This is a genomic window from Bradyrhizobium sp. 1 (assembly GCF_023073315.1).
Lineage (GTDB): Bacteria > Pseudomonadota > Alphaproteobacteria > Rhizobiales > Xanthobacteraceae > Bradyrhizobium.
In genome coordinates, this window is record NZ_JADPJH010000011.1 from 385,663 (window position 1) to 405,091 (window position 19,429).

16 protein-coding genes and 1 pseudogene are annotated in these 19,429 nt (G+C 60.5%); 2 read left to right on the forward strand and 15 right to left on the reverse strand.

Going from position 1 to position 19,429, the window contains the following annotated elements:
- Positions 1-95 precede the first annotated feature (95 nt).
- Complete coding sequence (locus IVB29_RS07135) at positions 96-1,301, reverse strand: FAD-binding domain (protein WP_247502686.1); 1,206 nt, start codon at positions 1,299-1,301, stop codon at positions 96-98.
- Positions 1,302-1,531: 230 nt separating this feature from the next.
- Here IVB29_RS07135 and IVB29_RS07140 point away from each other — a divergent pair, with 230 nt between their 5' ends.
- On the forward strand, positions 1,532-2,572 hold the full coding sequence (locus IVB29_RS07140) for an AI-2E family transporter (protein ID WP_247502687.1): 1,041 nt from the start codon (positions 1,532-1,534) through the stop codon (positions 2,570-2,572).
- A 1,138-nt stretch (positions 2,573-3,710) separates the two neighbouring features.
- Here the strand turns inward: IVB29_RS07140 and IVB29_RS07150 are convergent.
- The 14 genes and pseudogenes from IVB29_RS07150 to fdhD form a co-directional block, all read right to left on the reverse strand.
- Positions 3,711-4,433, reverse strand: a complete 723-nt coding sequence (locus IVB29_RS07150) for a DUF4396 domain-containing protein (protein WP_247502689.1) — start codon at positions 4,431-4,433, stop codon at positions 3,711-3,713.
- 123 nt (positions 4,434-4,556) lie between these two features.
- Positions 4,557-5,333, reverse strand: coding sequence for a Crp/Fnr family transcriptional regulator (locus IVB29_RS07155; RefSeq protein WP_247502690.1), 777 nt, complete (start codon positions 5,331-5,333; stop codon positions 4,557-4,559).
- Positions 5,334-5,425: 92 nt separating this feature from the next.
- Positions 5,426-6,091 (reverse strand): glycoside hydrolase family 15 protein, encoded by a 666-nt coding sequence (locus IVB29_RS38345; protein ID WP_346731267.1) that lies wholly within the window; start codon positions 6,089-6,091, stop codon positions 5,426-5,428.
- Positions 6,088-7,206: a glycoside hydrolase family 15 protein gene (locus IVB29_RS38350; protein ID WP_346731268.1), complete on the reverse strand. Its 1,119-nt coding sequence runs from the start codon at positions 7,204-7,206 to the stop codon at positions 6,088-6,090. Before IVB29_RS38350 ends, IVB29_RS38345 begins: the two co-directional genes overlap by 4 nt.
- Positions 7,207-7,215: 9 nt before the next feature.
- The gene (locus tag IVB29_RS07165; protein WP_247502691.1) at positions 7,216-8,295 is read right to left on the reverse strand and encodes an SDR family oxidoreductase; all 1,080 of its coding nucleotides are present in this window, start codon (positions 8,293-8,295) and stop codon (positions 7,216-7,218) included.
- Positions 8,296-8,307: 12 nt separating this feature from the next.
- A pseudogene (locus tag IVB29_RS07170) lies at positions 8,308-8,687 on the reverse strand (sensory rhodopsin transducer).
- Positions 8,688-8,689: 2 nt separating this feature from the next.
- Positions 8,690-9,130, reverse strand: coding sequence for a PPC domain-containing DNA-binding protein (locus tag IVB29_RS07175; protein WP_247502692.1), 441 nt, complete (start codon positions 9,128-9,130; stop codon positions 8,690-8,692).
- 10 nt (positions 9,131-9,140) lie between these two features.
- Positions 9,141-10,796, reverse strand: a complete 1,656-nt coding sequence (locus IVB29_RS07180) for a GMC family oxidoreductase (RefSeq protein ID WP_247502693.1) — start codon at positions 10,794-10,796, stop codon at positions 9,141-9,143.
- The gene (locus IVB29_RS07185) at positions 10,786-11,454 is read right to left on the reverse strand and encodes a gluconate 2-dehydrogenase subunit 3 family protein (RefSeq protein ID WP_247502694.1); all 669 of its coding nucleotides are present in this window, start codon (positions 11,452-11,454) and stop codon (positions 10,786-10,788) included. The genes IVB29_RS07180 and IVB29_RS07185 overlap by 11 nt, the downstream gene beginning before the upstream one ends.
- Complete coding sequence (locus IVB29_RS07190) at positions 11,447-12,256, reverse strand: hypothetical protein (protein ID WP_247502695.1); 810 nt, start codon at positions 12,254-12,256, stop codon at positions 11,447-11,449. Before IVB29_RS07190 ends, IVB29_RS07185 begins: the two co-directional genes overlap by 8 nt.
- A 115-nt stretch (positions 12,257-12,371) precedes the next feature.
- Positions 12,372-13,469 (reverse strand): enolase C-terminal domain-like protein, encoded by a 1,098-nt coding sequence (locus IVB29_RS07195; protein ID WP_247502696.1) that lies wholly within the window; start codon positions 13,467-13,469, stop codon positions 12,372-12,374.
- A complete protein-coding gene (locus IVB29_RS07200) occupies positions 13,466-15,241 on the reverse strand; it encodes a thiamine pyrophosphate-requiring protein (protein ID WP_247502697.1) in 1,776 nt (591 codons plus the stop codon). The genes IVB29_RS07195 and IVB29_RS07200 overlap by 4 nt, the downstream gene beginning before the upstream one ends.
- A gap of 199 nt (positions 15,242-15,440) precedes the next feature.
- Positions 15,441-15,800: a hypothetical protein gene (locus IVB29_RS07205; RefSeq protein ID WP_247502698.1), complete on the reverse strand. Its 360-nt coding sequence runs from the start codon at positions 15,798-15,800 to the stop codon at positions 15,441-15,443.
- 144 nt (positions 15,801-15,944) lie between these two features.
- On the reverse strand, positions 15,945-16,802 hold the full coding sequence (fdhD, locus tag IVB29_RS07210; protein WP_247502699.1) for a formate dehydrogenase accessory sulfurtransferase FdhD: 858 nt from the start codon (positions 16,800-16,802) through the stop codon (positions 15,945-15,947).
- A 311-nt stretch (positions 16,803-17,113) separates the two neighbouring features.
- Between fdhD and IVB29_RS07215 the strand changes: the two genes are divergently transcribed.
- Positions 17,114-19,405, forward strand: a complete 2,292-nt coding sequence (locus IVB29_RS07215) for an FdhF/YdeP family oxidoreductase (protein ID WP_247502700.1) — start codon at positions 17,114-17,116, stop codon at positions 19,403-19,405.
- The last annotated feature ends 24 nt before the right edge of the window (positions 19,406-19,429 follow it).

A 19,429-nucleotide genomic window follows, 5' to 3' on the forward strand; every position in this document is an offset into this window, starting at 1 on the left:
CACTATTGCGCACACACACCAATATGAACTCTGGTTCCGAAAGGCGGTTCCTGCCAAGAGGCATGGCGACAATCCGCGCCCACCGAGCCTCCACGTCACCGCCATCGTCGATTCATGGTGCCCGGCCAGCGGTAGTCAGGAAGCTCCAGTTCGTCGGCGATGTCCCGCCCAATTGCGAGCCTCGCCAGTCCCGGTATCGTGAAACTTCTGACCACGACGTTGCGGAAGAGCATTCCCACACGCGTTCTCGGCGCCAGGGCTCCGGCGAAGCGCTGGGCACCCTGCTGTTTCCGGCCTATATAGCTCTTCAGCCGCGCCTCGTATCCGGCAAATGCCTCCAAATATCCTCCGCCGGCCATGGCGAGTTCACCGGCCAAGACATAAGCTGAAATCATCGCCAGCGCCGATCCCTGCCCTGCCAGAAGCGAGACGCAGAAAGCGGCATCACCAATGAGCGCCACGCGACCTCGTGACCAGTTCGGCATCCTGATCTGACTGACGGTGTCGAAATAGAGTTCACCGGCGCGCTCCAGTTCGGCAAGCATCTGATCGCATTCCCAGCCATCTCCGCCATAGATTTCACGAAGGAGCGCCTTTTGCGAGGCCGGCGTTTCCGGAAACACTGAGTGATGCTCGGCAAATACCAAGAGAAACAAGGTGCGATCATCACGCAGCGTGAAGCGGCCTACCATGCGGCCCGGTTGACAGTAAATCAGATACACATCCTCGTCGCGCGGTCGATAGCCGTGTGCTTCGAAGGCGGCCACGATATTCCCCAGACGCCGCTCGAACTGAGCCTGCGGTCCAAAGACCAGATTGCGCACGGCTGAATGCAGGCCGTCTGCCCCGACGAGAAGGTCGAACCTCCGCCTGCCGCCGTGCTTCAGTTGGACTTCGACGCAATCCGGTTTCTCTTCGACGAGAATGATCTCGTCTCCGAAAATGGCTTCGACGCCGCTGGTCCGTTCGAACAGCATGCGCGAGAGGTCACTGCGCTGAAGAGTAACGTATCGTCCATTCGTCAACTCGGAGAAGACGTCGGTACCGAAGCCGGCCAGCCGACGGCCAGCTTCATCTACGATCCGAACCTCTCGGGCGTAGTAACTGTCGCGATTGATCTCCGGCATCAATCCCATCCGTTCAGCGATGGTGTAGCCGAGCCCCCAAAAGTCGATGACATAGCCTCCGCTTCGTAGAGCGGAGGCACGCTCGAGGAGCGTCGGCTGGAAGCCGGCTGCTTTCAACCAATAGGCAAGCGTGGGTCCGGCAATTCCAACCCCGGAGATTAGAACGCTGTTCATGCCATCTCCTCAAAAACGAACTACGATCAGCAACACGATGCCCGAGCCGCTCTAGCGCTTCGGCGGTCTTCGGACGAGAATTATTCGCTTGCGTACAAGAACATTTGAGGCCGCAACAGAGTATTACATACATCGCGACGCGATCGCCGTGATGATGTTCCGAGTAGTCTCGCCAGCGCAACTTCAATGTCGAGCTTCGGAATCTGGACTGTTCCGACAAAGGAGACGAATTGGAAGACAAATTGACTGTTCATGTGAGGCATATCGAGCGCACCCTCCGTGTAAGCGCAATCGCTCTATTTCTCGCCCTCTCGGTCTGGCTGCTTCGCGACATACTGTTGCTCTCGTTCAGCGCCGTCGTCATCGCTTGCGTTCTGCGGGGCGCCAGCAACGCGGTCCGTCGGGTAACGCGCCTCGGGCCATACACGTCTTTGATTTCCGTCATTCTCGTGACGGGGCTCGCGCTCGGTGCGCTGCTGTGGTGGCGCGGCAGCGCCATTCTCATCCAGGCCGACGAGATCAGCCAGCAACTGAGAACCCAACTGGCACGGATCTGGAGCGAACTGCAAAACAGCTCGTGGGGTTCGATTTTGGCTCAACAGTTGCAGATCGCCGGAAAGTCTCTGCGCACTGGCTTGACAGGCTACGTCACCGGCGTCGTTGGCTCCGTTCTCGGCATAGGTGGCACTCTCGTCGTGACGGCGGCGACAGCGATATTCCTCGCTGCGTCGCCCCAATTGTACCTCGAAGGCTCGCTTCGTTTGCTTCCAATGGCCTGGCGACCTCGCGGCCGAGAAGTTGCCGGAGAGCTCGGTGCTACACTTAGGCTCTGGTTTCTTGGTCAACTCGTCGACATGCTGATCGTTGGTCTGCTCCTCGGATTTGGCCTTCTCCTCATCGGTTCGCCCTTGCCACTATCACTGGCCCTACTGGCGGCGCTTCTGAACTTCGTGCCATACATCGGGGCACTTGCAGGCGCAGTGCCGGCGATCCTTGTGGCTCTGGCACAGTCTCCTGCCCTTGCCGCTTGGGTCGCTCTCTTGTTTTTGACGATCCAGCTGTTGGAAGGAAATGTCATCGCACCATGGATCCAGAAGCGAACTGTCTCGCTGCCACCCGCACTCACGATACTTTCCCAAACGATCCTTGGCACTCTCTTTGGTTTGATCGGGCTGATCGTTGCCACGCCCTTGATCGCTGTTCTGCTCGTTGCCGTCCGCATGATCTATGTCGAAGGCTTCCTGGAGCGCGAAAGTAAACAGGCTGCCTAGTTCAGGAATACTACTGAAAAGGTACGGAGGCGATGGAGTTGGTACGGTGTCGTACACTCGTGTGTCTGACCGGCAATCGGCGCGACATAGGGTCCCGAACCCTTGACTCTAGAAACCAAGATTGCAGGCTGATGTTGAGACCGCATTCTGAAATTACAGGAGCCACAGATGCGGAGACTCACACTTGCCCTTTCTCTCACCGGCCTGATCGCGATATCTCCTATCAGCAGTACCCAGGCTGCGCCTCTGACACCGCTCTCGGCAGCCGCGAGCCCGACGGTGCACACGTCGGCAGAGCAAGATAGTCTCACCCAGGTTCGCTGGCATGGCGGCTGGGGAATCGGCGCCGGCCTGCTGGCAGGAGCCTTGATCGGCTCCGCCATTGCGACTCCGTACTATGAGGAATATCCGCCATACTATGGTTACAGATACCCCTACGGCTATGGTGGGTACTACCCGGCTTACGCCTATACACCTTACTGGGGTGGCTACGGTTGGCGGCCGCGACCATACGCCTGGGGCCCGCGCCCCTGGCGCTATAGCTACGGCTGGTCCGCGCCGAGGCCGTGGGGGTATACGGTCCGGCGCGCGCACCCTTGGCGTCATAGCTACGGTTGGGCGCCGCGGCACTATCGGCACCACCATCACGGCGTAATCCGTGCGCACCATCGGTGGTGACGCGTTGCGCGTGTAGCAAAGTGCCCGGCGCACTCAGAAGCGCGCCGGGCGACGACGTGTATTTCGTTGGATAACCCGCAACATGACGGAATTGCTGCAGGACGTCCGTCAGCCGTTCGAAAGACTTCGAGAGGGCGATCACGGTGCAAGATTGGCTGTGTTGACGTCCTGCTTCCGAGTGGAGTTTGCGCCTACGGCTCGTTCCGCCGAGTATCGAAGCTCGTGCTTCCACAATGCGGACATTTCGGAATCTTGTGTCCTTTTGTGACGTGAGTGGCCTGATGACATCGCTCACACCGGAAGTCTCCAGTCTCTTGGGCTGTCTCACCTGCATGCGCCGCCATGATATTCTCCTTGTTGAGCGCGGGCGCCCCATTTGGTGCAAGCGTCGCGAGCGGAAAGAGTTGCTAACTGTATTCGGGGTCGCCAAAGCAACACCCTCAACCAATCGGAGCTTGCCCTACATGCGTTCTTTCACGCCGGTCTCTATGAGCCACCAATTCACGGGATAGCTCGTGAGAAATCCCGCGATCATCGCAATCTGCATCATGAACCAGAACTCCGGCATCGACGGCTCGAGTCTCACCCCGAACAGATTCCTGAAGATTGCGAACTGCGCGACTGCCATGAAACCGTACATGCCGATTTGCCAGGCGGTCAGGGAGAGAGTGTCTGCCTTCACGGCCTGGACGATTCCTGCGCCCGGCGACAAGTCGCGCATCGGTTTTATCGTGAAGTACTGGAATGCGACGCCGAGCACAAAAGCGAACAGGTAATCCACAACCCAGATCGCGAACATCTTCTCTGAAAACAGGCTCTTCCATCCCGCCCAGATCGCAATCACCGGAAACGCGAGCGCAAGGCTCTCGGCGAGGATGTCCCCGAGTGTACATCCGGCGCCACAGTGCATGGCACCTTTCGCGACCATGACCGGAAACGGCGTCTCCTTCTTGCTGTCGGAGTGCTTGTTCTGCTCAGTCGCATTCCGGGCCGCAAGCCGGCCGAACCGGTAGTACAGCCACAACATCAGTACGGTGCCGAACAGACCGTTCACTGGCCAGACAACATTCATGATCCACATCCGCTGTGGATGGCGGGTTAGGTCGATCGCGATGATGATTGCGCAAACAAATCCGACAGCCAGACTAGCCAGCGCCAGATCTTTCAGCCAAATCGGAATCATTGGCTCCTCCGTTTATCGGAGAAGAAACGTTGTGAAGATCGCCTTCGTTCAAATCGGGCTTGTGGTTTCCCACGATCATCGCGCGGCCGAGCTCTGGAGAATTGATTATTTCACATTCAATTCTCAGACACGCAAGCGACGTCCGATTTGCCGATCGTACTCGCGCTGTATCAATCCAGAGCACGAACAGGCGGAATGCTCCAGCTGAGCCCGGTCGACCAAAGTTATCGCTGCTCGGCTGTTGCGGATGATGCCGGCCTGTTCGAAGGTCTCGAGACATTCGCTGACACTGGCTCGACGGATCCCCAGCAATTGAGCTAAAACAGCATGCGTGATCGGCAACTCTCCAGAGTCCATTGCGTTTGCCGCGACGAGAAGCCAGCGGGCAAGTCGCTGCTTGACGGAATGGAGTGAGTTGCAGGCTCCCACCTGTGATGTCTGAAACAAGACAAGATTGATGTAAGAGAGGATCACTCCACGGAGGGTCCCAAGATCGTCAAGCGCAGCGAGAAAAGCCGGTGTCGGAATTCGCAGTGCCGTTCCGCCCACCTGAACGACCCGACGGTGCGGCGGCATCGGATCCTCCGGCGCCAAAACGCAGGGGGCGCCGATCATTCCCTCGGAGCCGACCAGCCAAGCCTCGACGAAGCGCCCGGCTTCCACCTTGGCAGAGACCGATACGAGACCACTGCCCAGGAAGTAGACATACTCCATCGGCAAACGCCAATGATGAAGGACTTGACGCGGCTTGAGCTCGACGACGGTCCCGATCGACCGGAGTACTGTCAGCTCCGCTTCTGGGATGCAGCGCAGGAGCTTGTTCCGTGCAGCCAGGGGCCGAACGCGGCCTTCAGGCTCAATCGATCTCGGAACCAGGCCTGTCGCCTGACCGTCCTGCATTGCTGCTGCTCCCCGCACCCGGGATCGGAACCGTCCACGGTCTGCAAAGAATACGCATCGGGCGATAGGCGGTTCCTTTTTCGGGACTACGACTATGGTCCGTGTCCATCACCCCGATTTGAGGCCCTCTGCTCGAACCGAAGGGCCGCCCGGACCAATGCCAAATGGCTTAATCCCTGCGGGAAGTTACCAGCAAGGCGTCGATCACGAACGTTGAACTCCTCGGCTAGAAGTCCCAGTTCGTTTCGCGCCTGCAAGAGGTGGTCAAAGGTGCGCTCCGCTTCTGCCCGCCTGCCCTGTATAAGCTGACATTCCGCAAGCCACCCGCTGCACGCAAGGAACGCTCCCTCACGAATTTCACCCGACAACCTGCGGTGAACGTAGCCCTCTTGCAAGAGCTCGCGCTCGATCGCTGCGATGGTTTTGGCGATGCGCCGGTCCGTGACGGGCAAAAATCCCACCAGCGGAAGATTGAGCAAACTTGGATCCACTTCATCAGATCCGTAATACTCCACGAATGTCTGTCGTTCAGAGTCGAACGCCTTCTCGCATATTTCGCGATGCATCCGGTCTCGCAATCCATCCATTCGGCTAACAAAGCCGCCATCTGCCGATCCGTGGAGATCACCACGGCGGACGAACCGATCCATCGCGGCCCAGGCCGAGACCTTTGAATAAGTATAGTGCTGCGGATTCCCTCTCGATTCCCACAGACCGTGGTCAGGCTCGTTCCAGACCCGCTCGACGTGACCGATCACGGCCGCAACCAGATTGCCTTCACGTTCGGTCGGGGCAATGCCTGCTTCGCTGCCGCAGCCACGGAATCCAGGAGTTCGCCGTAGACATCGAGCTGCCGTTGGGCCGCGGCGGCGTTGCCAATTCGGACCGGCCTCGCTCCTCTATAACCGGGTAGCCAGGATGCGATCCACTCCTCCAACCGGCGCGAGCCGTCTACCCGGTACATGATCCTGATCTTCTCGGGTTCGCCACCAGCGGCCCGGAGAAGCCAGTCGCGGAATGCCTTGGCTTCGTCGTGATACCCCGCGTCGAGCAGAACGGTTATCGTAAACGCCGCATCACGCAACCAGCAATAGCGGTAATCCCAGTTCAGGTTCTCGGCGGGCGCCTCTGGGAGCGAGGTGGTCGGAGCGGCAATGATGCCGCCTGTAGAGCGATAGATCATCGCCCTGAGCGTCAGGAGCGAGCGCCTGACGGCCTCGGGCCATTGCGTTTTGATTGCGAACTTCGCGATCCAGCTGCGCCAATATTCTTCCGTCGACCGCAGCGCTGTACCCGCCGCGATCGGCGGAGGTGGTGCCGCAGTTGCGCTGCCATAGCGCAGACAGAACGCGATCTCTTCGCCTTCACTCACCTCCACTTCCGAAACGATGCACGTGCCCTGCTGCGAAAGCTGCGTCGGCGCGTGTAGAACGACAAGATCGGGACCCACGAACGCCACGGCTCGATCGTGACCGATTTCCAGGGCAGGTCTCAACGACCCGTAGTCAAAGCGAAGATCCAGCTCGCTGCGCAAGCTGACTTTCCCGGCAAGGCCCCGAACAATCCGGATTACGGCAGAGGCGTCGTTCTCAACCGGCATGAAGTCAATCAGCCGGACATGGCCCGTTGTCAGCACGAAATCCGTCTCCAGGACGAGGGTATCGTCTCGATACCGGCGGCTGGATGAAGTGATGGCATCGACCGGTGCGAGCTTCCAACATCCGTGCGAGCTCGTACCGAGGAGCGCCGCAAAGCACGCATCCGAATCGAAACGCGGCCAACACAGCCAATCGATCGAGCCGTCACGGTGAACAAGAGCCGCCGTCTGGCCGTCTCCGATCAGGCCGTAATCCTCGATGAACTTCACCGCCACGGCAAGCACTCATCCAAATCGCACATTGCGTTGACGTCGAGGTTCGGCTGCTCTTCGTCTGCTGCGAGACGCGCGCCTCTGTGCGGTCAGAGCCAGTGCAACCGTCCCCAGCAGCGCCGCCAACGGAGCAAGTCGCAGCATGCTCGCAGACCCGACGAACGCTCTGCTGCTCGCTTCCGACTCGAAGCTGCCCCTCGTACGATGGAGTCCATGCAGCGGTCGGTCGAGATTGTCCGGCCGGCTTGCGTCAATTGGGCGATCCGTCTGTTGGCCGCTGATACAGGTTTGGGCGAGATAGCGATCCAGCAGCCATGGCATGATCATGTTGCCGAAAATGACCTTGAGTGTGCTGAAACCGATCCAATACTCTCTGGCGGGCTTTTGAGCCGCATCATATACGGCATTCGCGATCACCTCGGGCTCCACCACGGGCGCCACCGGACGGGGGGAATGGGACATATGCGCCCTTGCCCAATCGAACTGCGGGGTATTCACCGCCGGCAGTTGAAGCATCACCAGGTTGATCCTGCTCTGCTCGTGCCTTAGCTCGCTTCGGAGCGAATCTGTGAAGCCGCGAATGGCGTGCTTGGCACCGCAATAGGCCGACTGGAGTGGAATACCGCGGTAGGCCAGCGCCGATCCGATCTGGATGATCGTGCCCCTGTTGGCGGGCCGCATGTGGCACAGAGCCGCCATCGTTCCATGCACGAACCCGAGATAGGTCACCTCAGTGACACGGCGGAATTCATCCCGCGTCATGCGCCAGACCGGCGAAAACACCGTCACCATCGCATCATTGATCCATATATCGATCGGACCGAGCGTCGACGCAATACGATCTGCGGCCGCAAAGACAGCGCCGGCGTCCGCAACGTCGAGAGGCATCACGACCGCCCGTCCGCCCACGCCCTCGATCTCGCGCCGCACCTCCTCGAGAGCCTCCGCATCTCGGGCGATCAGACCGATGGCGTAGCCGGCGCGGCCGAAACGACGGGCGATGGCCCGTCCAACCCCGGCCGATGCGCCGGTAATCACGACAACTGGGCGTGACCGGCCCGGTACCTCACGCCCGCTCTCTTCGCTTTGCATCGGGACACCTCTTCACTGCGGCACGGCCGGATAGGCAATGGTCGAGAGTAACGCCATCCCGGGTTGGCGCGATCCAGTCTGGTATGCTGGACGATGAGCGGCGCACTTGCTTCAATCAGGGAGGCGTAGCTCGTGTCGCGTGGGACGGGCGCCGGATCTGTCAAGTCGTTGAAGCGCAGATGCAACGTGCGCCGAGCTGGCACCTTCACCCGGTAGGGGCCGACCGGATCTCTGTTCTCAAAAAACAGAGTGATCTGAACGTCGGCGTCGTTCTCGCCAACGTTCAGGAAGCAAGCCGCTTCGTGAGACACGAGATCATGGGCGTCGCTTACGCTGTCGCTTGGGATATAACCTTCTGGGATGGCCCACAGCGTGCGTCCGATACTCTGCATCGTTATCGCTCCAGCTTGATCAACGCCAGCCCGGTCACCGGGTCGCGCTCTTTCTGAAGATGCGTAGGGCTTTCGGTAACGATCATCTCGAGGGTGGGACGGACCCAGCCCGATCCCAAGTGGCCGGCGAGAGCCGTACCGTCGCGGCGGCCGACGACGAGATGAATGTGCACGGACGGTTCGCTCGAAGGCGAGACCGCGACATCCCCGACGAGCGAGGCAACTTCTACCTGCTCGTCCACGCGGTTCTCAATGTACGCTTTCTTCTCCCAATCGAAATATTTCAGCACCAGACCGCTGAATGCTCCGATGCCGGTCACTTGTGCTGCAGAGAGCCGCTGCTCTGCCGCAAACGAGCTGAGGCTTTCCATCGCCTCGTCGCCGCTGTCGAGGACGACTGCAAAGGTTCGCTGCGCGTCGTCGTTGAGGAGCTTGTGCCTCATCGAGATCCTCCTAGTTCAATCTGATCTCTCCCAGTCGGGACAGGGTACGGATTCGGTCTGCCGTGCGGCATGCGATTGCCTGGATCGTGAGGGAGGGATTCGCCCCGCCCACGGTGGGAAACACGGAGCCATCGCAGATCCACAGGTTGGGGATGTCCCAGCTGCGGCAATCTGCATTGACGACGCTGCTGTCCGGTCGATCGCCCATCCGGGCCGTTCCATTGAGGTGACAGGTGTCGTCTTCCTGGACCCAAATGTTCTTGGTGCCAATTGCGCCCAAAGCCCGGCTCATGAACGCGATAGAATGATCGATCAGGCGCTTGTCGTTGTCGCACCAGGAGTAGGTCACGCGCGGAATTCTGAGTCCGTACTGATCTAGTTCGTCCGCCAGAGTGACGCGGTTGTGCTCTTGGGGCAGCATCTCGCCAACGATCTTCAGGCCGACGACGTGATTGTAGCGTTTCATCTCCTCGACCAGCCGTGCTCCCCACAGACCGTGCGCCGTTGCTTGTGTGTTGGCCCAGAGCTGCGGCAGCGGGCCCTGGCTCATGTAGGCGTAACCGCCAAAGAAGTCCTTCCCTTCGTCCTCGTAATTCCAGTGCTCGGTGATTGCGAGGGACGGAGGTCCCTTGTATGAGCGAACCTCTTCGTCCATCTCGCCCCACACGGCCTGGTTTGCCTGTGCCATGAGGTTCTTGCCGACAAGTCCGGAACTGTTTGCCAGGCCGTCAGGAAACTTGTCGTTTGCCGAATTCAGCAAGAGCCTCGGCGTTTCGATCGCATAGCCAGCCACCACCACGTTGCGTGCCTTCTGGAAGTGCCACTTGCTTTGGCGGTGATAATGGACACCGGCGGCGAGCCCGTTCGCATCGGTCTCGATCCGGCCGACCATGGCGAGATCCCGAATCTCGGCGCCGGCAGACAGAGCGCGCGGAATCCAGGTCACAAGGGCACTTTGCTTGGCATTGGTCGAGCAACCCGTTACGCAGAAGCCGCGATAGACGCAGGGATGCGCGAGACCACGCGGCGCAGACAGGGTTGCGAGCGGCGTCTCGGTCCAGCCGATACCGAGGGCTTCACAGCCGCGCGCGAGCGCGCGGGCTGCAGCGTTGAGCGGATGGGCCCGATAAGGGTAGCGCGGACGCGGCGGGCCCCAAGGATAGTTGACAGGTCCGGATATTTTGAGGGCCTGCTCAACCTCCGTATAGTAAGCCCACATCTCGCGCCAATCGATGGGCCAGTCCGCACCGTATCCAAGTTTGGTCCTTGCTTTGAACCATTCCGGCCGGAACCGAAGCGACACCATTGCGAAATGCACCGTCGAGCCCCCAACGGCCTTGCCGCTGTTATTGCTTCCGAGCTGCAGGGGATTGTCGCCATCGACGATACGATCATCGGTCCAATAAAGCTTGGTTTGCTCGGACTCGTCGGAGGCGAAATCCTCCAAAGGGCGAAAGTAGGGTCCGGCATCCAGGGCAACCACCGAGAAACCGTATTCGGCCAGTTTGCAGGCGAGTGTTGCACCGCCGGCGCCCGTCCCGACGATCACGAAGTCGACCGTTTCGTGGTCGGCATATTCCTTCATGCTCACCCAGCCGCCGGGCCGGAAGACGTCGGGCGCGCGACCGTGGCGTGCGCGCGGAGCGTGCCGGGGATCATCGGACATTGCGATTGACCCTCAGAGCGTCAGCCTCGTGACCCGGCTTTGCTTCGGCCGCCTCCCACGGATCGCGATCGTTGAAATCGAGGCGCACGTAGCCGCGCGGACTGGCCGGTCCGCCCCAGCCAATCTCACTCCACGATATGGGGTGGCAATAGTAGGCGAGAACGAGGTCGCGCAGCAAACGATGTTTGAAGAACGTCTGCGACGGCATACCGTCCCACGCGGGCGACTTCAATTCGCCCGCCTCGCAGCACCTCAACAGATCGTCTCGATCAGACTCCACGATTTTTGCGAATCCATGATCGTGGCGGGCTCTCGCCTCCGCATCAAGGGCTCTGAGTCCCCTTCGCCAAGCTTCCCCGTCGCGTGGCAGGCTCGCTGCCCGATAGCCATCCATGACGCCGTCTTGTAGCTTCTGATCAAGCAGCGCAGCGACAGGAATAGGCGGCCTCGGCGCAGGTTGCGGCAGGATGCGATCGGCGACAGCGATGAGGGTTTCGAATTCCTCCCTCGTGAAGAAGCGCGGCTCGTCCGCTGCCTTCAGGCGAGCTGCCACCACCTCTCGCGTCTTGTCATTCCAAGATGGACTCCGCCATTTCGCAAGGACGTCATAGCCGGGATAAGGCTCCCCAGCCCCGCGCTCCGCCTTCCAGTCAAGCATCGCGCGCCTCTCTCATCAGCTCGAGCGACGCGAGCCCCGCCAGTGCAAGACCCGCAAAACTTGGGGGCGCCGGCAGGGGCGGTCCATCGAGAATGTTCTGGCTCCAGTTGCGCCAGCCTCCCATGTTTCGTGAGACCCCATAGGCGTGGAAGCCAACGCCGATAAAACCCATTGCGGTCAGCAATCGCATCCACCGTCGCGCGAGGCGGCGCGTCCGCCCACCGCCATTCAACACGGCACCAGCGAGCAAACCGGCCCCGATGGGCGGGAGAGTGACGGGAACGGCCATGAAGGGATTGTGAAAGGCACCGCGAAAATGGAGCAGACCGGCCTCTCCCGTGGTGCCGAGCAGGCCAAGCGCAGTCACGGTAGCAACCGTCTCGCCGGCCGGAAGGTTGAACACCCGGCGAGGTCGTTGACGTCCATTGGCGCGCACCCGTTCCGAGCAAAAGCCCAACAGTCCGGAAAGCAGAATAGCCATGGGAGCTCCGAGGGGGGCGCCGTAGAAGACATTTTGCCAGCTAAGCCCGCCCACCTTCTTTGTCACGTTGTAGATGTGAAAGCCTGTTCCCAGCAGTCCAGTGGCAGCTGCCAACAGATACGAAGTATCGCGCGCCCTATGCGCAACCGGACGCATGTCAGCCGTGCCGTGCAAGCTCATTGCCAGTGTCAGCCCGGCAACGACGAGCGGGGTGAACATCGCCTTGTTCTTGAACGAGCCCCGGTAATGCTCAACCGCACTGTCTACAAGCACCGAAGCAGCGAGTGTACCCGCCGCTCGATTCAACCGCCGCGCCGCCATAACGGTCTCTGTCTCACCCCATCTCGAACGCGACGCCGATTGCACTGCCCGTGCGCGCTCTCCTTTGCTTCCCGCGACTTTGGGGGCGCCGAGCGCTCTCTCCATTTTGGCCTGGTTAGATCGCATAGCGTGCAGCGTCCGCTTCCTTGAATATCAAACCATTCCCTGGTCGCGCCAGGTCGGGCTCGATCGCCCCATCACGTGGCGTCGGCGCGCCCTCGAAGAGCATGTGCTCGATGCGAACGTGGTCGTGAAACCATTCCAGGTGCCGCAGCCGCGGCGCCGCGCAGGCGGCGTGAAGATGCAGAGCGGGTGCGCAATGACCTGACAGGTCGATGTGGTGCGCCTCGCAAAGCGAGGCTATCTGCAGGAAACCCGTCACGCCGCCACACCGTGTAATATCCGCTTGCTGCACGTCGACGGCGCCGGACTCGAGCATCTCGCGCACATAGTCGGTCGTATAAGCGTACTCGCCTGCAGCCACTTCCATGCCAGCAGGAGCACTGGCGCGAACCGCACGCAAGCCTTGGAGATCGTCCGAGGACACCGGCTCCTCGATCCATTTGATGCCGTGCCGCCCGAATACATCCGCAAGCTGAAGCGCCTGCTGCACCGAGTAGGCGCCGTTTGCATCGACGAAGAGATTGGCGCGCTCGCCAATCGCCCGGCATGCGACCTGCACGCGGTGCGGATCGAGTTCCGGCTCGGAGCCCACTTTCATCTTGACGTCCTTGCACCCTTCGTCGGCAACCCAGCTGCCGAGCTGCTGGGCCAGCTCGCCGTCGGAGTAAGCCGTGAAGCCTCCACTTCCATAGATCGGGACAGACGTACGGTAGCTTCCGAGCAACTGAACCAGCGGCACATCCAGGAGCCGCGCCTTCAGGTCGTAGAGAGCTGTATCGACGGCAGAGATCGCATTTGCAGCCAGACCTTCGCGACCCAGGTTGCGGACCGCGCGCTGCATCGCCCTCCAGACGGCCTGAGGTGCCAAGGCATCCTTGCCACGGACGATCGACGCGAGCTTGCCTGCGATCAGCGCGGCAATGCTGCGATCGGAATACGTGTAGCCGATCCCTGACTTGGCGCCGGCGGCGATTTCGACCACGACGAGAGTCGTGGAATTCCAACTCATGGTCCCGTCCGCCTCGGGTCTATCGGTTGGAACTTGGAAGGCGCGCGCTTTTACAGCATCGATGGAGAGATCGGTCATCATTCCTTCCCGGGTAGCACGGTCGTCAGCAGCTCCTTGGCGCTGTTCTTCAGAACGCTGCCAAGCTCCGGTTCGGAAGGAATCATGCTGATGAAGTTCTTGGCATCCTTCAGGGTGATGTGGGGCGGCAGGGGCGGCACGTTTGGATCCGTGTACGCCTCGAGCACGACCGGACGATCCGCCGACAGCGCTTCATCCCAGGCGGCACCGACGCGTTCCGGATTGTCGACAAAGATGCCCTTGAGGCCGATCAGCTCGGCGTAGCGGTGATACGGAAAGTCCGGAATACTCTGGGTCGATAGCGTCTTTCCCGCCCCGAGCTGAATCCGCTCCTCCCACGTGACTTGATTGAGATCGCGGTTGTTGAGAACAAGGACGATTAGGCGTGGATTTGACCACGTCTGCCAATATTTCGAGATCGTGATCAGGACGTTAAGTCCGTTCATTTGCATGGCGCCGTCACCCATGCACGCGATCACTGTCCGGTCTGGATAAGCCATCTTGCCGGCCGTGGCGTAAGGTGTCCCCGCACCGAGAGAAGCCAGACCTCCGGAAAGCGACGCCTTCATTCCCCGGCGCATTTTCAGATCGCGGGCATACCAATTTGCGACCGACCCCGAATCCGCGGTTATGATCGCGTTCTCGGGCAGACGGGGCGAGAGTTCCCAGAATACACGTTGCGGATTGAGGGGCTCTGCTGAATCCATGGCGCGCTTCTCGAGCGTGCGCCACCATTCCTGCACGCCTTCCTCTATGGCCCGTCGCCACGACGATTTTTGCTTCTGCTGAAGGTGTGGCAGCAGTGCCTGTAAGGCTTTAGAGCTATCTCCAACGATGTTGATCTCCATCGGATAGCGCAGGCTCAACCGGGCGCCCTCGATATCGATCTGAACGCCGCGCGCTGACCCGGGCTTCGGCAGGAACTCGCTGTAAGGAAACGCCGAGCCGACCATCAGGAAGGTGTCGCAGTTCTTCATGAGGTCCCAGCTGGGCTTTGTGCCGAGCAGTCCGATGGAACCCGTTACAAAGGGGAGATCGTCCGGGAGGACTGCTTTTCCAAGCAGGGCTTTGGCCACCCCCGCCTGGAGACGCTCGGCCACCGCGATGACTTCATCAGTGGCATCCAGTGCCCCCGCGCCAACCAGCATGGCAACCTTACTACCGTTGTTCAGGATCTCGGCGGCCGCGCGTACCAGATCGTCTCGCGGCTGCTTCGCCGGCTCGGCATAGCCAATGCCGGTGTGGGTCGCACCATGTGCGAGAGGCGGATCCTGGTAGTCCAACTCTTGCACGTCCTTGGGCAGGATCACGCAGGCGACGGCGCGCTTGTTGTCTGCAATGCGTACGGCCCGATCGATCAGGTGACGTACTTGCTCGGGGACGCTTGCCTGCGCGACGTATTCGGCGACGTCCTGAAACAGGACTTGCAGATCAACTTCCTGCTGATAGCTCGCCCCGATTGCACTCCTTGCCTGCTGGCCGACGAGCGCAACCACCGGAACGTGGTCCATCTTGGCGTCGTACAGTCCGTTGATAAGGTGAATTGCGCCAGGCCCAGAGGTCGCATAGCAAAGGCCCACCTGCCCCGTGAACTTCGCGTGAGCGGAAGCCATGAAGGCCGCCATCTCTTCGTGCCGGACCTGCACGTACTCGATCTTGTCTTTCGCGCGTTCGAGAGCGACATCCAGTCCTCCGACGCCGTCACCCGGGTACCCATACACCCGGCTCAAACCCCATTCCGAGAGCCGATGCCAAACAAATTCGCTGACGTTCATTGGATTTTCTCATGTTCTTTCGCGCGCTGCGCTGGAGCAACGATCAGACAATCAGAACGTTTCGGAACTTGCCTGATCGTGCCCTGGATGTTCGTACGCTCGCGTACGCATCAGCTTGGCTCATCGATGCTCGCACCACCGGACGAACATCGCGGGCTCGTTCTGGTGGACCGCAATGTTCGACGTCGGGTACGGCAACCTATTTTGAGTTAGCGCCATCGTTCGACGAACTGGAGCCGGTGGTGCCCTGAGATTTGTTTGCCGAGCCGGATCCAGTCGTGTTCATCGCTTCAAACGCCGACATGCCATGAGGACCAATGGTCATCACCATGGGGTTGCCATCCTTGGTCTTGGCCTGAACAACGAAGGATTCGGCCACGACTTTGATGTCGGTGAAGCCTGCCTTCTTAAGATCATCCTGAATTTTCTGTGCTGCCGTAGTCTGGGCCGAGGTTGCGGCAGACTGCGAGCTACTCGTGGAGTTAGTGCCACTTTGCGCGAGCGCCGGACCGGAAACCGTTGCGGCGAACAACAGGGCCGCCAAGAGCGTGGTCTTCATCGCTGTCTCCTTCGGTTTTGTTGGACGGAATACCACCACAGCGCCGGAGGGCTCCAGACGTTCCGACCCAAAGAGTTGGAGTGATGCGATGTCGGTACGAGACCGAACGAAGGCATACGACGTTCTCTGGGACGGAGCTGGTTCTTAAGGTCTCGCGGAAAGCAATTCAGAGCCGCCAAGCGAAGCGGAATCCAGCTCTTCCTCTCCAAAGATCAGTCGGCCGGCGTGGCTAAATATTTCGTAGCCATCGTCGCGCGCGACCGCGACGAGCGTTACGCCGGCGTGCTCAGCGGTCTCGATCGCCAGCGAAGTCGGCGCGGACACGGCGATGAGCAACGGCACGCCCATTCGGGCCGTCTTCTGAACCAGTTCGACGGAGACCCGACTGGTTATGAGCACAGCTCCGCGCGACGTTTCGAGGCCGGCTCTGGCCGCCGCACCAGCGAGTTTGTCCAGTGCATTGTGACGTCCGACATCTTCCCTTACCAATCGGATGTCATGGCCGTCCCAGAAGGCCGCAGCGTGCATCGCGCCCGTCGCCTGGTTTTGATGTTGGAGCGGTCGCAAGGAGCGCATCGCCTCCAGAATGTCGACGGGGCGAAACCCGCCCTCGCTGACTACGCGCGTCGGCCGCGGGCAAGCCTGTTCCAGGCTTTCAATTCCGCACAGGCCGCAGCCGACCGGCCCGACCATCGCCCTGCGCCTGTTGGCGAGGAGGTCACCATGGGAATCGTCGACCCAGATCCGCACTTCGCAACCGAGCTCGAGCTCGACGACTTCGATGCTGATGATGTCCTCGCCATGCTCCACAATGCCCTCGCTCAAGCTGAAGCCTACGCCGAAATCCACGAGGTCAACGGGAGAGGCCATCATCACCGCGTAAGTCGAGCCGTTGTACGTGAGCGCTATCGGCCGTTCCTCTGCGACCTTGCGCGAGGATGGAAATGGCCTACGCCCGCGCCACACCAGTTCTGGTTTGTCGCGCGTACAACGATCCTGCATATCCGTCTCCGAGGTTGGCTTCTGGCAACCGCAGCCATTGGGCCGCGTTCCCCGGCCGTCCATTGTCGCGCCCCGCCCGGCTGTTCAACATCGCGCGATTAAAACACTTCCTTGGTACGGCACCGCGCACAGTTTTCCGGAGCGGAGAATACGGGCGTCGCCCGTCCGTCGATCGCCTTGCTCGTGCTTGGTTTTTTCACACGCGTGCCGCTCAAGCCGCCGTCCCGCCAGAAACGGCTGCTCAGGAACCTGCGCGGGGAACATACGTTGGCGATGCACAGGCTGGCCGGTTCCCGAAGAGAAGCAAGATCATGGCGCGACCCAACGAAGCTGGTGACACTCCCGACACGGTTGAATATGACGGCCCAGCTGGCGGATGGGGGTCGCTGAAAGGGATAGCGCGGATCTTCGGCAAGGAGTGGGATTCGCCCGCGGCCTTGAACACCCTTCGCCGGCAGAACAAGCCTAAAGGCTTCATGTGCGTTTCCTGCTCATGGGCCAAGCCTGCGGATTATCATGCCTTCGAATTCTGCGAGAACGGCGCCAAGGCGACACTTTGGGAGCTGACGTCGCGCCGCTGTACGCCGGAGTTCTTTGCTGAGCATACCCTGACCGAGTTGCTGTCATGGAGCGATTATGACCTCGAGCAGCAGGGGCGCCTGACACATCCACTGCGTTACGACAGCACCACTGATAAGTACGTTCCCTGCTCTTGGGACGAGGCATTTCATGCCATCGGATCGCAATTGAGGGCGCTCGATCCGAAATCGGTCGTGTTCTATTCGTCGGGGCGAGCCAGCCTCGAGACCTCCTATCTGTATGCTCTCTTTGCACGGGTGTACGGCAACAACAATCTGCCGGACAGCTCCAACATGTGTCACGAAACGACCTCAGTCGCTCTCAAGAAGCTGATCGGGGCGGGCGTTGGGACCGTGGTCTTCGACGACCTCAGTAACTGCGATGCGATGTTCTTCTTCGGGCAAAATACCGGGTCGAACAGTCCACGCTTCCTTCATCCCCTACAGGACGCTGCCAAGCGCGGCGTCCAGATCATTACGTTCAACCCCGTCCGCGAAAAGGGTCTCGAAGTCTTCATCAATCCGCAGAATCCGACGGAGATGCTGACCGGCAAGACCACACAAATCAGTAGCCAGTACCATCAAGTGAAGGTGGGTGGCGACATCGCGGTCATTGTCGGAATCTGCAAGCACGTCTTCGCGGCGGACGATGCCGCCAAGCAGGAGGGCAAACGTGTGATCGACGCTCCCTTCGTCGAGCAGCACACACTTGGCTTCGAAGAGTTCGAAGCCAAGGTCCGGGCGACGTCCTGGGACGAGATCGAGATTGCATCTGGTCTCAGCCGCTCGGTCATCGAGGGGGCCGCGCAGGTCTACGTCGAGGCTGACCGCGTGATCGGTATCTACGGCATGGGGCTGACCCAGCACGTACACGGCTTCCAGAACGTCGCAATGCTCGTCAACATGCTGCTTCTAAAGGGAAACATCGGGCGGGACGGCACCGGCATCTCGCCCGTGCGTGGGCATTCGAACGTGCAGGGTCAGCGCACCGTCGGGATCTCGGAAAAGCCCGAACTCGTACCGCTCGACAAATACGCCAAGCAGTTCGGGTTCGAACCGCCGCGCGAGAAGGGCATGAACACCGTTGAAACGTGCGAGGGCGTTCTCGCCGGGAAGGTCAAGGCGTTCGTCGGGCTCGGCGGCAATTTCGTCCGTGCGATCCCGGAGCGATCGAAGATGGAGGAAGCCTGGCGCGGACTGGAGCTGACAGTTCAGATTGCCACCAAGCTCAACCACAGCCACCTCGTGCACGGCAAGGCCGCCTATCTGCTGCCGTGCCTTGGTCGAACCGAAGAAGATGTGCAGGCCAGCGGGCAGCAGGCGGTCACCATGGAGGATACGTTCAGCTGCATCCAGGGTTCCATCGGGCTGCGCAAGCCCGCAAGCGAGCACCTGAGATCCGAGGTGGCGATCGTCGCTGGTCTGGCCAAGGCAACCCTGCCGCCCAATCCCAAACTGAAATGGGATGAATGGGTCGGCAACTACGATCTCATCCGTAACGAGATCGCCGAGACCTATCCGGACGAATTCCACGACTTCAATGCGCGGATGTTCACGCCGGGCGGGTTCTATCGTGGCAATTCAGCCCGCGAACGGATTTGGAAGACCGAGAGCGGCAAGGCAGAGTTTACAGCGCCAGAAACCCTCACCTCGACCGGCTTTTCCGATGCGCCCGGCCGCTTCCGGCTGCTGACCATGCGCAGCAACGACCAGTTCAATACGACGATTTACGGCTACAGCGATCGGATGCGGGGCATTGAGGGTACACGGGACGTATTGCTGATGAATCCCGACGAAATCGCACGCGCCGGACTTCAGGAGGGTCAAATGGTTTCCCTCGTCAGCGACGCGGAGGACGGCATCCTGCGCGAGGTGGGTCCTCTCAAGGTGACCCCGTTCAAACTGCCGGATGGCTGCGTCGGGGCCTACTATCCGGAAATGAACCCCCTGATCCCGCTGTCGCACCACGACATCCATTCGAAGACGCCGGCCGCTAAATCGGTGCCGGTCCGTATCCGCGCGTGAGCGATGGCGCGGAAGGGGGGCCGA

Bases quoted from the DNA above. Each gene is read 5' to 3' on its own strand.
- IVB29_RS07135 (WP_247502686.1), bottom strand. From the start codon at position 1,301: ATGAACAGCGTTCTAATCTCCGGGGTTGGAATTGCCGGACCCACGCTT.
- IVB29_RS07150 (WP_247502689.1), bottom strand. From the start codon at position 4,433: ATGATTCCGATTTGGCTGAAAGATCTGGCGCTGGCTAGTCTGGCTGTC.
- IVB29_RS07155 (WP_247502690.1), bottom strand. From the start codon at position 5,333: ATGCAGGACGGTCAGGCGACAGGCCTGGTTCCGAGATCGATTGAGCCT.
- IVB29_RS07165 (WP_247502691.1), bottom strand. From the start codon at position 8,295: ATGCAAAGCGAAGAGAGCGGGCGTGAGGTACCGGGCCGGTCACGCCCA.
- IVB29_RS07175 (WP_247502692.1), bottom strand. From the start codon at position 9,130: ATGAGGCACAAGCTCCTCAACGACGACGCGCAGCGAACCTTTGCAGTC.
- IVB29_RS07180 (WP_247502693.1), bottom strand. From the start codon at position 10,796: ATGTCCGATGATCCCCGGCACGCTCCGCGCGCACGCCACGGTCGCGCG.
- IVB29_RS07185 (WP_247502694.1), bottom strand. From the start codon at position 11,454: ATGCTTGACTGGAAGGCGGAGCGCGGGGCTGGGGAGCCTTATCCCGGC.
- IVB29_RS07190 (WP_247502695.1), bottom strand. From the start codon at position 12,256: ATGGCGGCGCGGCGGTTGAATCGAGCGGCGGGTACACTCGCTGCTTCG.
- IVB29_RS07195 (WP_247502696.1), bottom strand. From the start codon at position 13,469: ATGATGACCGATCTCTCCATCGATGCTGTAAAAGCGCGCGCCTTCCAA.
- IVB29_RS07200 (WP_247502697.1), bottom strand. From the start codon at position 15,241: ATGAACGTCAGCGAATTTGTTTGGCATCGGCTCTCGGAATGGGGTTTG.
- IVB29_RS07205 (WP_247502698.1), bottom strand. From the start codon at position 15,800: ATGAAGACCACGCTCTTGGCGGCCCTGTTGTTCGCCGCAACGGTTTCC.
- fdhD (WP_247502699.1), bottom strand. From the start codon at position 16,802: ATGCAGGATCGTTGTACGCGCGACAAACCAGAACTGGTGTGGCGCGGG.
- IVB29_RS07215 (WP_247502700.1), top strand. From the start codon at position 17,114: ATGGCGCGACCCAACGAAGCTGGTGACACTCCCGACACGGTTGAATAT.